General features: G+C 61.5%; 13 protein-coding genes and 1 pseudogene. 12 read left to right on the top strand and 2 right to left on the bottom strand.

Annotated elements, in window-relative coordinates; genetic code table 11:
- The 4 genes and pseudogenes from Q4P21_RS03860 to dapF all read left to right on the top strand — a co-directional run.
- Positions 1-175, top strand: a pseudogene (locus Q4P21_RS03860) (lytic transglycosylase domain-containing protein); the annotation flags it as partial.
- A gap of 217 nt (positions 176-392) precedes the next feature.
- Complete coding sequence (gene miaB / locus Q4P21_RS03855) at positions 393-1,934, top strand: tRNA (N6-isopentenyl adenosine(37)-C2)-methylthiotransferase MiaB (RefSeq protein WP_303387537.1); 1,542 nt, start codon at positions 393-395, stop codon at positions 1,932-1,934.
- Positions 1,931-2,878, top strand: coding sequence for a tRNA (adenosine(37)-N6)-dimethylallyltransferase MiaA (gene miaA, locus Q4P21_RS03850; RefSeq protein ID WP_303387525.1), 948 nt, complete (start codon positions 1,931-1,933; stop codon positions 2,876-2,878). The genes miaB and miaA overlap by 4 nt, the downstream gene beginning before the upstream one ends.
- A gap of 43 nt (positions 2,879-2,921) precedes the next feature.
- Positions 2,922-3,854, top strand: coding sequence for a diaminopimelate epimerase (dapF, locus tag Q4P21_RS03845; RefSeq protein WP_303387524.1), 933 nt, complete (start codon positions 2,922-2,924; stop codon positions 3,852-3,854).
- A 65-nt stretch (positions 3,855-3,919) separates the two neighbouring features.
- Here dapF and Q4P21_RS03840 read toward each other — a convergent pair whose 3' ends face one another.
- Positions 3,920-4,558: a class I SAM-dependent methyltransferase gene (locus Q4P21_RS03840; protein WP_303387536.1), complete on the bottom strand. Its 639-nt coding sequence runs from the start codon at positions 4,556-4,558 to the stop codon at positions 3,920-3,922.
- A gap of 156 nt (positions 4,559-4,714) precedes the next feature.
- Here Q4P21_RS03840 and hflX point away from each other — a divergent pair, with 156 nt between their 5' ends.
- Together hflX and Q4P21_RS03830 are read left to right on the top strand one after the other, a co-directional pair.
- Positions 4,715-6,376, top strand: a complete 1,662-nt coding sequence (gene hflX / locus Q4P21_RS03835) for a GTPase HflX (protein WP_207345037.1) — start codon at positions 4,715-4,717, stop codon at positions 6,374-6,376.
- Positions 6,369-8,396, top strand: coding sequence for an ATP-dependent DNA helicase (locus tag Q4P21_RS03830; RefSeq protein ID WP_303387523.1), 2,028 nt, complete (start codon positions 6,369-6,371; stop codon positions 8,394-8,396). The genes hflX and Q4P21_RS03830 overlap by 8 nt, the downstream gene beginning before the upstream one ends.
- A 164-nt stretch (positions 8,397-8,560) precedes the next feature.
- On the opposite strand, the gene lexA is transcribed toward Q4P21_RS03830, so the two are convergent.
- Positions 8,561-9,250, bottom strand: a complete 690-nt coding sequence (lexA, locus tag Q4P21_RS03825) for a transcriptional repressor LexA (protein ID WP_207345066.1) — start codon at positions 9,248-9,250, stop codon at positions 8,561-8,563.
- A 331-nt stretch (positions 9,251-9,581) separates the two neighbouring features.
- Here lexA and Q4P21_RS03820 point away from each other — a divergent pair, with 331 nt between their 5' ends.
- The 6 genes from Q4P21_RS03820 (at position 9,582) to priA (ending at position 13,700) form a co-directional block, all read left to right on the top strand.
- Entirely contained in the window at positions 9,582-10,064 is a 483-nt protein-coding gene (locus tag Q4P21_RS03820; RefSeq protein WP_303387522.1) for a LysM peptidoglycan-binding domain-containing protein, read from the top strand.
- Positions 10,065-10,173: 109 nt separating this feature from the next.
- Positions 10,174-11,271, top strand: a complete 1,098-nt coding sequence (locus Q4P21_RS03815; RefSeq protein ID WP_303387521.1) for a histidinol-phosphate transaminase — start codon at positions 10,174-10,176, stop codon at positions 11,269-11,271.
- A 172-nt stretch (positions 11,272-11,443) separates the two neighbouring features.
- A complete protein-coding gene (hisB, locus tag Q4P21_RS03810) occupies positions 11,444-12,064 on the top strand; it encodes an imidazoleglycerol-phosphate dehydratase HisB (RefSeq protein WP_303387520.1) in 621 nt (206 codons plus the stop codon).
- The gene (gene hisH / locus Q4P21_RS03805; protein ID WP_303387519.1) at positions 12,061-12,738 is read left to right on the top strand and encodes an imidazole glycerol phosphate synthase subunit HisH; all 678 of its coding nucleotides are present in this window, start codon (positions 12,061-12,063) and stop codon (positions 12,736-12,738) included. The genes hisB and hisH overlap by 4 nt, the downstream gene beginning before the upstream one ends.
- Complete coding sequence (locus tag Q4P21_RS03800; RefSeq protein WP_207345032.1) at positions 12,738-12,887, top strand: hypothetical protein; 150 nt, start codon at positions 12,738-12,740, stop codon at positions 12,885-12,887. Before hisH ends, Q4P21_RS03800 begins: the two co-directional genes overlap by 1 nt.
- Before the next feature lie 78 nt (positions 12,888-12,965).
- Complete coding sequence (priA, locus tag Q4P21_RS03795) at positions 12,966-13,700, top strand: bifunctional 1-(5-phosphoribosyl)-5-((5-phosphoribosylamino)methylideneamino)imidazole-4-carboxamide isomerase/phosphoribosylanthranilate isomerase PriA (RefSeq protein WP_207345031.1); 735 nt, start codon at positions 12,966-12,968, stop codon at positions 13,698-13,700.
- Positions 13,701-13,702 lie beyond the last annotated feature (2 nt).

Here is a 13,702-nt window from a genome sequence, read left to right as displayed (position 1 = left end):
CAGCGGTGCTTATGGAATCGCTCAGGCGCTGCCTCCGGGCAAATATGGGGAAGCCGGATCTGATTGGCTGACCAACTACCAGACGCAAATTACCTGGGGGCTGGGCTATATAAAGAACCGATATGGTTCCCCTTGCGGCGCCTGGGGCCACTCGCAAAGTGTGGGCTGGTACTGACCTGTAAGGGGCAAGCCGCGAAACCGCGCCTGAACCGCATGCCACTGCCGCACCCGTGAGAACGCGGCTGCCCGTCAGCGGTTTCGCGGCTGAGACGCACTCATGCAACTGAGGGGCGGGTCAAAGGACGGTTTAGCTGATAGAGCGCCGTTGGTCTTAAGCTGGTGGGGTGAGCCTGATCCAAGACAGCGTTGATTCTTCCGCCAGCCCCGAGTCCATGAGCCTAGAAACCATTACGCAGCCGCGCACCTACCAAGTGCGAACCTATGGCTGCCAAATGAACGTGCACGACTCCGAGCGCATGGCCGGACTGCTGGAAACGGCTGGGCTTGTCGCCGTGGAGGAAGCCGGCCCAGCACGGATACTGGATGCCAATGGTGATGCTGTTCCGGACGTGGTGGTATTCAATACCTGCGCAGTCCGCGAGAACGCCGACAACAAGCTCTACGGCAACCTTGGCATGCTGGCCCACATCAAGGAGACCAACCCGGGCATGCAGATCGCCGTGGGCGGCTGCCTGGCACAGAAGGACCGCGACACGATTCAAAAGCGTGCTCCGTGGGTGGACGTGGTTTTTGGCACACACAATGTAGGGGCCCTGCCTGTGCTGCTAGAACGTGCCCGCCACAACGCAGACGCACAAATGGAGATCCTGGAATCCCTGGAGGTCTTCCCCTCCACCCTGCCCACGCGTCGCGATTCCGTGTACTCCGGGTGGGTCAGCATCTCCGTGGGCTGCAACAACACGTGCACTTTCTGCATCGTCCCAGCTCTCCGCGGGAAGGAACGTGACCGCCGCCCCGGGGAGATCCTCGCAGAGATCCAGGCGTTGGTGGACGACGGTGCCATCGAGGTGACGCTGCTGGGCCAGAACGTGAATTCCTACGGCGTGGAATTTGGCGACCGGCTCGCGTTCGGCAAACTTTTGCGAGCCTGCGGTGCAATCGAAGGCCTTGAACGCGTGCGGTTCACGAGTCCCCACCCGGCGGCCTTCACCGATGACGTCATCGCCGCCATGGCGCAGACCCCCAACGTCATGCCGCAACTGCACATGCCGCTGCAGTCCGGCTCGGACAAGGTACTCAAGGACATGCGCCGCTCTTATCGTTCGGCCAAGTTCCTGGGCATCTTGGACAAGGTCCGTGAGCAGATGCCGCACGCCGCCATCTCCACAGACATCATCGTCGGCTTCCCCGGCGAGACGGAGGAAGACTTTCAGGCCACGCTCGACGTCGTCGAAAAGTCCCGCTTTGCCACCGCCTTCACGTTCCAATACTCCAAACGACCCGGTACGCCAGCGGCAGATTTGCCTGATCAGCTGCCTAAGGAAATTGTGCAGGAACGATTCTTGCGCCTGACCGCGTTGCAGGACCGGATCGCGGCGGAGGAAAACGCGAAGCAGGTGGGACGCAAGGTGGAAGTCATGGTCACCGCGTCGTCGGGGCGCAAGGCCGCGGAAACGCACAGGCTCTCCGGCCGCGCACAGGACCAGCGACTGGTTCACTTCAGCGTTCCCGAAGGTGGGCAAACCCCGCGTCCCGGCGACGTGGTCACGGTCACCGTCACCGAAGCTGCATCCTTCCACCTGATCGCCGACCCGTCCACCACGGCCGACTACTCCCTGCGGCGTTCGCGAGCCGGGGATGCCTGGGACCTGGCCCAGGCGGAATCCTGTGGTGTGCCCGTGGCCGGAGGGAACGAGGGCGCCCGGCCGAAAGTCAGCCTCGGCATGCCGTCGTTGCCAGTCCGTACCGCGTGAGCGTGGAAGCTGCCACTCTTCCGCTGGTCGCCATTGTTGGTCCGACGGGATCCGGCAAGTCGGAACTTGCCCTGCAACTGGCCGAACAGTTCAACGGTGAGGCAATCAACGCCGACTCCATGCAGTTTTACCGGGGCATGGACATTGGCACGGCCAAGCTGCCTCCGCAGGATCGGCGCGGCATTCCACACCACCTCATGGACTTCCTTGGCGTGCGCGAAGACACCACGGTGGCTGCCTTCCAACGCATGGCCAGGGATGCTGTTGCCGATATTCGTTCCCGCGGCAGGCTCCCCATTTTGGTGGGGGGCTCAGGGCTCTATGTCAGGGCCGCTGTGGACATCCTCGAATTTCCAGGAACCGACCAGCACGTCCGCGCGGCCCTTGAGAGCGAACTTGAAAGCGTAGGACTGCCTGCCTTGCTGGCGCGTCTTGCCGAAGTGGACCCCATTTCAGCGCTACGCATCAACGATGGCAAGCGCGTGGTGCGGGCACTGGAAGTGCATGCGTTGACAGGACGGCCATTTAGCTCGTTCATGCCTGAGCGCCAGTACCTCACGCCGACAGTGCAAATCGGCTTGAACGGGGACCGTGCTGAACTCCACCAGCGGCTGGCCGCCCGCGTGCACACCATGGTGGAGGACGGCCTGCTTGCGGAAGTTCAATCACTCATCCCGGAAGGCCTTCGCGAAGGCCGCACGGCGCACAAAGCGCTGGGTTACCAGCAGTTCCTGCGCGTCATTGACGGAACCTCGACCCTGGAAACGGCCACCGAGGAAACGATTGTGGCGACCCGGCAATTTGCCCGCCGCCAGCTGACTTGGTTCCGTGCAGACCCGCGCGTGAAATGGTTGGACTGGGGCCAGCCGGATCTGGGCAGCGCCGCGGCTGCACAGGTGAACGCCGCCCGGATGAGCCAATCGCAAGGCAACACGGAGACCTGAGGCGTTGTCCGGCGTCGAACAATAGGTGCAATAGGCTTGAATCATGACTGAATCCGCGCTTTCCCTGACCGGCCTGCGATTTTCTAAAGGCCATGGCACCGGCAACGACTTTGTGCTGCTGGCAGACCCCGAAGGCCTGCGCGAGCTTGTGCCAGAGCAGATCGCCAGGTTGTGCGACCGGCATCGCGGTGTTGGCGGGGACGGGCTGATCCGCGCCGTACGCTCCCGGCATCTGCCCGAAGGCGTGGCGTTGTTGGAGGACCACCCGGAAGCCGAATGGTTCATGGATTATCACAATGCGGACGGATCGCGCTCGGAAATGTGCGGCAATGGCGTCCGTGTCTTCGCGCACTTCCTGCTCACCCAGGGACTCGTTGAATTGGGGCTCGACGAGGAACTGACGATTGGCACGCGTGCGGGCGTCAAGGTGGTTGCACGCACCAGTGCCGGCTACCGGGTTGATATGGGCCCCTGGGGTTTTATCCACCCTGAACTTGCTGCTGAACGCGGCATGGATTCGCTCGTCGAGGCATCGAGTCTACCCGTGGAGCGCCCGGCCCTGTCCATCACCATGGGCAACCCCCACACCGTGGTGGCGCTGGCGGATCTGGAGGAATTGGCCATGATGAGCCTGGCTACGGCCCCCGCCGTCACGCCGGTTCCCCCACACGGCACGAATGTAGAGTTTGCCGTACCGGCTGAGCCGTTGGTGATGGACGACGTCGGGCACATCAGCATGCGTGTCCACGAACGCGGCGTCGGGGAGACACTTTCCTGTGGCACCGGGGCATGTGCGGCCGCTGCGGCAACGCGCTTTTGGGCAGGCACCGAGGCCCCAAACGACTGGGCCGTGGCCGTTCCCGGCGGTGTGGTCGGCGTGCGGTTCTTCCCCGGCCCCGACGGCCGCGAACACGTGGAACTCAGCGGACCGGCCGTGATCGTGGCAGAAGGGGTCATCGCCGACGCCTTGGAGTAGGCCCGGCCTCGTTCATGAGCGGTTGGGTGCCGGTGCCGCATAGCCGGTGCCGTGCTGCCGGTGGGTCAGGGCTTGGTGCGGGTGACCTTGAGGATCCGGAAGGCCTTGTTCGTGGAGTCCCGCACCACGGTGAACCCGGCCTCCGGGAACTGCTCGCCCAATTCGGCAGCCAGCCAGCGCTGCAGCGAATCCGAACCCAAATTCTTTTGCACCACGAGGTAGGCGTTGCCGTTGTGGGCCAGCCGCGGAAGCCACATGAGCAGAATTGAGTGCAATTCCGACTTGCCCACTCGGATAGGGGGGTTGGACCAGATCGTGTTGAAGCGCAGTGACGGGTCGACGGCGTCGGGCGTGGAAGCGTGGACGTTGTCCAATCCCAACGCCTTCGCATTGTCGCGGGTCAGTTCAATGGAGCGCTCATTGACGTCGACGGCGTAGATGGTCGCCGCGGGGGAGCGCAACGCCAAGGTGAGTGCGACCGGCCCCCAACCGCAACCAATGTCCAGCAGATTGCCTTCGGTGGCTGGCGGTGGCGCCTCGTTGAGCAAGATCACAGTGCCCTTGTCGACGCCGTCGGGACTGAAGATGCCACCCGCTGTCTGCAATTGCCGCTTTTCACCGGCCAACACTACGCTCAGTGGCCGGCGCGTCATCGGTGTTGACGGTTGTGAACTGAAATAGTGATCTGCGCCCTGAGTACCCATAGTCATGCCAGATTAGTGCGAAATTGCCGCATTGTGTATCTAGGCACGCCTTAGCACCACGACTGTTGGCGGCCGTTGTCCACAGGAACGGGAGGGTGCAGGTGTGCGTGTGGGCGGGCCGGACTAAGATTGAGGGTAAGCGCCTATAAGGAGAACATGTCCAACGCATCTGCCCACAATGGTTCCGACGACAACACCACACCCCACAACGACGGGAATGAGGAAGCTGCCTCAAGCCCAGACGCGTCTGGGCAGGAGTTGTCGGTCGCCGAGATCGAAGCCGTGATCAACCGGATCCTGGCCAAAGACGCCGCAGCAGCGGCCACGGTTCGTGCCGATGACGAATTTGAGGCACAGGACCCGTACCGGGGAACCCGATCGACCCGGCCCTTGTCCTCCGGGGCGCAGGCCGTTTCGTCAATGAATTTCCAGCACAGCAGCTTTGACGGGGACCAGAGTGAGCTGGCCGAACGCAATGCGCTGCGTCGAAAAGCCAGCCTCTCCACCGAGCTGGAAGACGTTACCGAGGTTGAATACCGGCAATTGCGCCTCGAAAGAGTTGTGCTGGCTGGGTTGTGGTCCCAGGGCACCATGGCGGATGCGGAAAATTCCTTGCGGGAGTTGGCAGCCCTAGCTGAAACAGCTGGGTCCGAGGTCCTTGACGGTTTGGTCCAGCGCCGGGCCAAACCGGACCCTGCCACGTATCTTGGTACGGGCAAGGCCCAGGAACTGAAGGAGATTGTTCACGCGACAGGGGCGGACACCGTCATTATCGACGGCGACTTGGCTCCGTCCCAGCGACGCACTTTGGAAGAAGTCGTCAAGGTCAAGGTCATTGACCGCACTGCCTTGATCCTGGATATCTTTGCCCAGCATGCAAAGTCCCGTGAAGGCCGCGCCCAAGTGGAGCTGGCCCAAATGGAATACCTGCTGCCACGTCTGCGTGGTTGGGGCGAGTCCATGTCCCGCCAGGCTGGCGGACGTGTCGGTACCGCCGGCGGCGGGATCGGCTCGCGCGGACCCGGTGAAACGAAGATGGAACTGGACAGGCGAAAAATCCGCACCCGAATGGCCAAGCTGCGCCGTGAAATTGCCGCCATGCGCCCCGCCCGGGAAACGAAGCGTGCCAACCGCAAGCGCAACAGCGTGCCTTCGGTAGCCATCGCCGGCTACACCAACGCCGGCAAGTCCTCCTTGCTGAACCGCCTGACGGACGCCGGTGTGCTGGTGGAGAATGCGCTGTTCGCCACCCTTGACCCCACCGTGCGCAAGACCGAAACTGCTGACGGGCTGGGCTATACACTCGTGGACACTGTCGGCTTTGTCCGGTCGCTGCCCACTCAGTTGGTTGAGGCGTTCAGGTCAACGCTGGAGGAAGTGGCCGACGCTGACCTGATCCTCCACATTGTGGATGCCTCACACCCGGACCCGGAGGGGCAGATCTCTGCCGTTCGGACAGTGTTTGCCGAGGTGGGGGCCTTGCAAATCCCTGAGATCATCGTCTTGAACAAGGCGGATATTGCCGACCCCTTTGTGGTTGAGCGGCTTCGCCAGCACGAGGCCCGCACAGTAGTGGTGTCGGCACGCACGGGCCAGGGCATTGATGAACTGCTTGAGGCCATCAGTGAGGGAATTCCTCATCCCAGTGTCACCTTGACACTGCTGATCCCTTACGACCGCGGTGATGTCTTGAACAAACTCCACCGCAGCGATGCCGAGATTATCAGCTTGGATCACGGTGAGCATGGCACGTTGGCGAACGTGAGGGTTCGTGAAGATTTGGCAGCTGAGGTAGAGCCGTTTGTCCAGCATGCCTGAGAGTGAGTTTTCACAGCAGGCCATCGACCTCTTGGACAAAGCCGTGGCAGCCATGGGCGGCCAGCGACGGGAGGGCCAGCATGAAATGGTGCGCCGTGTTGTGGAAGCCATTGAAAGCGGCGACCACCTACTGGTCCAAGCCGGCACGGGCACCGGAAAGTCGCTGGCCTACCTGATTCCGTTGATCGTGAATTCCCTGACGAGCGACAAACCCTCGGTGGTGGCCACTGCAACGCTTGCGCTGCAGGCCCAGATCGTGGGCCGTGACGTGCCGAGACTCCTTGAAGCCTTGGCGCCGCTTTTGCCACGACCCATCGACGTTGCCCTAGTCAAAGGACGCAGCAACTACGTATGCAAGCACAAGCTGGGCGGCGGCTTTCCCTCGGAAGACACCGGCGAAGGTGCCTTGTTCAGCTTGGGTGAAGACAGCAGTGTCCCGCATCCGTCAAGTGCAGGCTCCGGCCCCACATCAGTGCTCGGCAAGGAAGTGGTGCGGCTGCGCGAATGGGCGCAGGACACCGATACGGGGGACCGGGACGAGCTGGTGCCGGGTGTCACCGACAAGGCGTGGCGCCAAGTCTCTGTGACGTCCATGGAGTGCTTGGGTGCACAAAAGTGCCCGCTGGCGGCAGAGTGCTTCTCGGAATTGGCGCGTGCCCGTGGCGCCAATGCGGACATTGTGGTGACGAACCACGCCATGCTGGCCATCAGCGCCTTCGAAGGCATTGCCGTTTTGCCTGACTACGACGTTGTTGTGGTGGATGAAGCCCATGAACTTCACGACCGGGTGACAGGGGCTGTCACAGGTCAGCTGTCCGTCCAAATGGTGCAGGCAGCAGCCTCCAGCACCCGGAAGCACACAGGTGTGTCAGTAGACGCTCTGCACGCAAGCGCTGCCGCTCTTGACTTGGTATTGGCAGGGATCCCCGAAGGGCTTCAACCCAACGGTCTCAACGACGGCCAAACTCAGGCCATCGAACAGGTGCGTGACGCCGTGCGGGCAGCACTGTCGGATTCTAAACCAGAGGGAAACTCAGCTGCCGACGGTGGCCGCTCCATTGCAAGATCACGCCTGAACCTGATCTTTGACTTGTGCGAACGTCTGTTGGCTGCCCAGGATGCCCGCGAAGTCGTCTGGGCTTCGCGGCCCGGTAGCTTCACACCGGGCAAGGGGTATCAGAAAGCGGACGAAAACGAACCCGCTGTCATGAACATTGCCCCGTTGAGTGTCGCCATGAAACTACGCGAGGGTCTATTCACTGACCGTACGGTGGTGCTGACCTCAGCCACGCTCGCCATTGGGGAATCGTTTCAGGCAACAGCCGGCGGGCTTGGCCTGTTGGGTCCCAGCGCACCCAGTTGGACAGGAGCCGATGTAGGTTCCCCCTTCGACTACCCCAAACAGGGCATGTTATACGTGGCGGCCCACCTTAAGAAGCCGGGCTTTGGCATGTCCCAGGAACAGTTGGATGAACTTGCGGCCCTCATCACCGCTGCCGGTGGCGGCACTCTGGCGCTGTTTTCCTCACGGCGTGCCGCAGAAGAAGCAGCTGAGAAATTGCGGAAAAGGCTTTCAGTGAAGATCCTGTGCCAAGGTGATTCATCCATGGCCGGGCTCATCAAGGAGTTTGCCGCTGAACCAGACACGTGCCTCTTCGGCACCATGTCACTGTGGCAGGGTGTTGACGTCCAAGGCGCCTCGTGCCGGCTCGTCGTCATTGACCGCATTCCCTTCCCGCGTCCCGATGACCCGTTGGTTACGGCCCGGGCCAGGGCAGTGGCACAAAGTGGTGGTGACGGCTTTATCGCCATCTCCGCTACGCACGCCGCTATTCGTCTTGCGCAGGGCGTGGGGCGCCTGATCCGATCCAGTGAGGACAGGGGCGTGGTTGCCGTACTTGACTCGCGCCTGGCCAACGCAAGCTATGGCGGTTTTCTGCGCGCAGCTCTGCCACCATTTTGGGCCACCAAGGACAAAGCGGTTGTCCTCTCGGCGCTGAAGAGGCTCTCCGGGCACTAAGTCGCTTGCGTGCTAGCACCAAAAAGGGCACCTTGGGCCGTTGCCGGCCGAGGGTGCCCTTCGCTGTACTCGCGTTGCAGCTGTTGCAGCTGTTGCCACCGTTGCCGTTGCGCAGCAGAGTGGAACTTGGTGCGCTTCTGCTTGTAACTAGCTGCTGCTTGTGACTAAAGGCTGCGCAGCACAGAGACCACTTTGCCCATGATGGTGGCATGGTCGCCAAGGATGGGCTCGTAGCGGGTGTTCTGTGGGAGCAGCCACGTGTGCCCGTCACGCTGGCGGAACGTTTTCACAGTTGCCTCATCCTCAAGCAGAGCCGCGACAATGTCACCGTTGTTGGCGGTTGGTTGCTGCCTGACAACGACCCAGTCGCCGTCGCAAATAGCGGCGTCGATCATGGAATCACCCTGAACTTTGAGCATGAACAGTTCGCCGCTGCCCACGATCTGCCGGGGCAGCGGCATAATGTCATCCACCGACTGGTCCGCCAAGATGGGGCCACCTGCCGCGATTCGCCCCACGAGCGGCACAAAGGCCGTGTCGGATGAACTGCTGAGCTCGGCAAAGTTCAGGCCGTTCGAACTGCGCAGCTGGGAGGGGGAGCGGACACCTTCAATCTCAACTTTCCCATCGTCGAGAACCAGCGGAATGAGCACTTCCATGGCCCGAGGCCGTTTGGGATCGCGGCGCAAGTATCCGTGGCGTTCAAGCTGAGTCAGCTGATGCGTGACGCTGGAGAGGCTGGCCAGTCCCACTGAGTCGCCAATTTCACGCATGGAGGGCGGGTAGCCCTTGTCCGCGATGGAGCGTTGGATGCACTCGAGAATCTTCTTTTGCCTGACGGTCAACCCCTTCATGCCTGCGCGGCTCGGAGCCTGGGGAATGCGGTGCGGAGGGTCTGGAAGCGCCATGGTTCCGAGTTCCTTTCGTGGCTGCCCTGACCAATGTCAGTGCCTGCTGGTGGACTGCAAGTAGCGGCCAATCCTTGTACTCCCAAGTTTAAGCCACGAGCAAGGCTTTTTCAAACATTTGTTCTATCAGGTCTTGGCAAGTGTCGTCTATAGATGCTAAAACTGTACTAGTAACGAATTCGAACATACATTCTAATATGTATGCAATGCATGGAAAATTGATCCAGACGGTGCTAGTGGCCAAGGATCCGGATCCATGGCGAAAGGACCAGAAGTCATGAATGCAATACTTGTCTCAACAGCAGTTCTTAGCAGTGAATACAACAGCCATCACACAACGCGCACCCGCACCGTTCGCACCAGCACTGTTCGCCCTAGTGTCATTCTCCCTGGTGTCGATTCCACTGGTGTCGCAGCGAAATCGAAGCATTCCCTCCAGCTGACACGTCGTGGGCGGTTGGTGCTCCTGGGTGTGCCGGCTCTTGCCCTGGCGGCTGTTGTGGTGCTCGTTTCAATGGCATTTGTGTTCGGGTCCACGGTGAGTCCTGCTCACGCTTCGGTGCAGTATCCAGCCGTGGACATGGCCGACTACGCCAGAACGGTCACCGTGCTCCAAGGTGAGAGCCTGTGGAGCATCGCCGCCGCGAGCGATCCCAACCGCGATGTTCGTGAGGTCGTGAGCGAGATCTTGGCCCTCAACGAGCTCGGTACAGGTGTCCTGCAAGCGGGCCAGCAGTTGTTCGTTCCCCTCCCCAATTAGCGACTCCCACCGCAGCTGAGACTGCCACCGCAAGCGTCAGGATCAGCCCAACTGTCCGCATACTGTCATCGTTTCGGTCTTTGGACCGTCCAGGAAATACGATGGAGCCATGGATCAGTTTGAACGCCTCGGTCAATTGCCACTCCGTGACGATCTGCGCGGACAGCACCCCTACGGAGCTCCCATGCTCGACGTGCCGGTGCTACTGAACGTCAATGAAAACACCTTCGGCGTTCCAGCCGATGCAAAAGCAGCCATCATGGATGCCGTGGCAGCCGAACTTGAGGGCCTGAACCGGTACCCGGACCGAGAGTTTACAACCCTGCGCCAAGAACTCGCGTCCTACCTGGGCCATGGACTCAACGAAGAGAACTTATGGGCGGCCAACGGATCCAATGAGGTTCTGCAACAGTTGTTACAGGCTTTTGGCGGCCCCGGGCGCACTGCCATGGGATTCCCACCCACATACTCGATGTACCCCCTGCTGGCCAGTGGAACAGGAACCGGCTACCTGGAGGGTGTCCGTGCTGCTGACTACAGCCTGAGCGCGGAGTCCGCGGCCGAGCAAGTCCGCCGGCACGCACCCAATGTTGTCTTCCTCTGCTCACCGAACAACCCCACCGGCACCGCCTTGGGATTGGACGTCGTCAAAGCGGTGTACGAGGCCGGCGAGGCATCACAAACAATCGTCATTGTCGACGAAGCATATGCAGAATTTTCCAAGACAGGTACGGCCAGCGCCCTGAGTCTGCTTGAAGGACGCCCGCGACTCGTCGTCTCACGCACCATGAGCAAGGCCTTCGCCCTTGCCGGAGCGCGCCTTGGCTACTTGGCCTCCGCCCCGGAAGTCGCGGACGCGCTGCGCCTGGTCCGGCTTCCTTACCACCTCTCAGCCATCACTCAGGCGACGGCGGTTGCTGCCCTGCGCAACTCCACATCCCTACTGGCCAACGTTGAGCAGATCAAGGTGCAACGCGACCGGATCGTGTCCGAGCTGACGGACATGGGTCTCACACCGGCTCCTTCGGATTCAAACTTCGTGTTCTTTGGCGGCATTGAAAAGCCAGCCGACGTCTGGGCAGCCCTGTTGGCACAGGGCGTGCTGATCCGCGACGTGGGAATTGCCGGGCACCTGCGAGTCACGGCTGGCACGGAAGCTGAAACCAGCGCGTTCCTCACGGGACTGCGCGCCATTCTGGCCGGATAAACGCAAGGAGTCCCCGCCGTCGTCCGTGCTGGGCATGACGCCGGGAGCGGACTGTTTGGGCTTAAGCCCTGCTCTTCTCGTAAACTGGTGTTACCCACAAGGATCGTTCGTGCGCCCCACCGCGCCCTGCACACGGCAGGGACGCCGACGCACTTATCAAAGGACAGCTGCAATGACTGAGATCACGCCCGGCCAGGGACGCACAGCCCGTTTGGAGAGGGCCACGAGCGAGTCGAGCGTCATGGTTGAAATCAACCTCGACGGAACAGGGGTGTCCACTATTGACACCTCCGTGCCGTTCTACGACCACATGCTGACGGCACTGTCCAAGCACTCCTTGATTGACATGAACATCAAAGCCACCGGTGACACCCACATCGATGCCCACCACACGGTGGAGGACGTTGCCATCTCAATCGGCGAAGTGCTGAAGGTGGCGTTGGGGAACAAAGCTGGGATTCGTCGTTTCGGAGAGGCGACCATCCCGCTGGACGAGGCGCTGGCAAATGCCGTCGTCGACGTGTCCGGGCGCCCTTACCTTGTCCATGGGGGCGAGCCTGCAGGTCAGGAATACCACTTGATCGGCGGCCACTTCACCGGTTCGTTGACCCGGCACGTCTTTGAAGCCATCACGTTGCACGCACAGATATGCCTGCACATGACCGTCATTGCAGGCCGTGACCCGCACCACATTGTCGAAGCACAGTTCAAGGCCTTTGCCCGTGCACTTCGCTCAGCGATTGAAGCCGATCCCCGCGTCACCGGAATTCCGTCCACGAAGGGTCTTTTGTGATTTCTGAAGACATCGAGACCGCACCAACAAAACCTACCGTCACCGTCCTGGACTACGGTTCAGGAAACGTGCGCTCAGCCGTGCGCGCCCTGGAGCGTGCCGGTGCAACCGTAACCCTGAGCGCCAAGGCCGAGGACGTGCTCAATGCCGACGGCCTCGTGGTGCCCGGGGTGGGTGCCTTCGGCTCGGTCATGGCCGAGTTGAAGAATGTTGATGCCCTGCGCATGATCGGCCGCCGGGTTGCCGGTGGGCGTGCCGTGCTGGGCATTTGTGTTGGAATGCAGGTCCTTTTTGACGCCGGAGTTGAACACGGCATCCAGGAACAAGGCATGGGGGAGTGGCCGGGAACAGTGGAACTGCTGCCCGCCGATGTCGTCCCGCACATGGGCTGGAACACCGTCAAGGCCCCGGAAGGCACCATGCTGTTTGAGGGCATAGAGGACGAGCGCTTCTATTTTGTGCACTCCTATGGTGTGCAAAGCTGGGATTTTGAGGTGCTGCAACCGAAAATGCGTCCCCCGCTTGTCACCTGGTCCGAACACGGTGCACCGTTCATTGCCGCCATTGAAAACGGTCCCCTGTGCGCCACCCAGTTCCACCCGGAAAAATCCGGTGACGCCGGTGCGCGGTTGCTGCGCAATTGGGTGCAGTCCTTGTCCAAAAAGGCACGCTGATGTGGTCACTGCTGTTGATGGGCCTGGCCGGTCTGCTCATTGGTGGCGCCTATACGTTCTACCAGCAAAAGACAGCCCGCTGGATACCCGTTAGTTTCCTGTTTCTCGCCGCCATGTCACTGGTGGCAGCATTCTTGTTCACGCAGTAGCACCACCTTGCAACACCGCCCAGCAGGCGGCCGACGCCGGTCGCTTCCAGCCCCAGTAATAATGACGTTGAGGATCCCATGACCACCCCCATTTTGGAATTGTTGCCCGCTGTGGACGTAGCGGACGGCCAGGCTGTGCGCCTTGTGCAGGGCGAGGCCGGCTCGGAAACCGGTTACGGTTCACCCCTGGAAGCTGCGCTCAATTGGCAGAACAACGGCGCGGAATGGGTTCACCTGGTGGACCTTGACGCCGCCTTTGGCCGTGGTTCCAACGTTGAGTTGCTGCGCGAAATGGTGAGCGCATTGACGGTCAAGGTAGAGCTCTCCGGCGGCATCCGCGATGACGCCTCCCTCGAAGGCGCACTGGAACTGGGCGTCGGGCGCGTGAACCTGGGAACGGCAGCACTGGAAAACCCGGAATGGACCGCCAAGGTCATTGAGCGCTTCGGCGACAAGATCGCCGTCGGACTCGATGTGCGCGGCACTACGCTGGCCGGTCGTGGCTGGACCAAGGAAGGCGGGGACATTTGGGAGGTCCTGGCCCGCCTCGAAGACGCGGGTTGTGCCCGCTACGTGGTCACCGACGTCACCAAGGACGGAACCCTGCGCGGCCCCAACGTTGAACTGCTGCGTGAAATGTGCTCCCGCACGTCGAAACCGGTCGTTGCCTCGGGTGGTATTTCCAGCCTGGAAGACCTCCGTGTCCTGCGCGAACTCGTCGGGGAGGGCGTTGAAGGCGCCATCATCGGCAAGGCCCTGTACTCTGGTCAGTTCACCCTGCCGCAGGCCCTGGACGTCGCAGGCCGCCGCTAGCC

The sequence above is a fragment of the Arthrobacter sp. genome (assembly GCF_030540645.1).
GTDB lineage: Bacteria > Actinomycetota > Actinomycetes > Actinomycetales > Micrococcaceae > Specibacter.
This window is presented reverse-complemented; position numbering and strand designations above follow the sequence as displayed.

Excerpts from the sequence above, each read along its gene's own strand:
- miaB (WP_303387537.1), top strand. The coding sequence starts at position 393 with ATGAGCCTAGAAACCATTACGCAGCCGCGCACCTACCAAGTGCGAACC.
- dapF (WP_303387524.1), top strand. The coding sequence starts at position 2,922 with ATGACTGAATCCGCGCTTTCCCTGACCGGCCTGCGATTTTCTAAAGGC.
- Q4P21_RS03840 (WP_303387536.1), bottom strand. The coding sequence starts at position 4,558 with ATGGGTACTCAGGGCGCAGATCACTATTTCAGTTCACAACCGTCAACA.
- hflX (WP_207345037.1), top strand. The coding sequence starts at position 4,715 with ATGTCCAACGCATCTGCCCACAATGGTTCCGACGACAACACCACACCC.
- Q4P21_RS03830 (WP_303387523.1), top strand. The coding sequence starts at position 6,369 with ATGCCTGAGAGTGAGTTTTCACAGCAGGCCATCGACCTCTTGGACAAA.
- lexA (WP_207345066.1), bottom strand. The coding sequence starts at position 9,250 with ATGAAGGGGTTGACCGTCAGGCAAAAGAAGATTCTCGAGTGCATCCAA.
- Q4P21_RS03820 (WP_303387522.1), top strand. The coding sequence starts at position 9,582 with ATGAATGCAATACTTGTCTCAACAGCAGTTCTTAGCAGTGAATACAAC.
- Q4P21_RS03815 (WP_303387521.1), top strand. The coding sequence starts at position 10,174 with ATGGATCAGTTTGAACGCCTCGGTCAATTGCCACTCCGTGACGATCTG.
- hisB (WP_303387520.1), top strand. The coding sequence starts at position 11,444 with ATGACTGAGATCACGCCCGGCCAGGGACGCACAGCCCGTTTGGAGAGG.
- Q4P21_RS03800 (WP_207345032.1), top strand. The coding sequence starts at position 12,738 with ATGTGGTCACTGCTGTTGATGGGCCTGGCCGGTCTGCTCATTGGTGGC.
- priA (WP_207345031.1), top strand. The coding sequence starts at position 12,966 with ATGACCACCCCCATTTTGGAATTGTTGCCCGCTGTGGACGTAGCGGAC.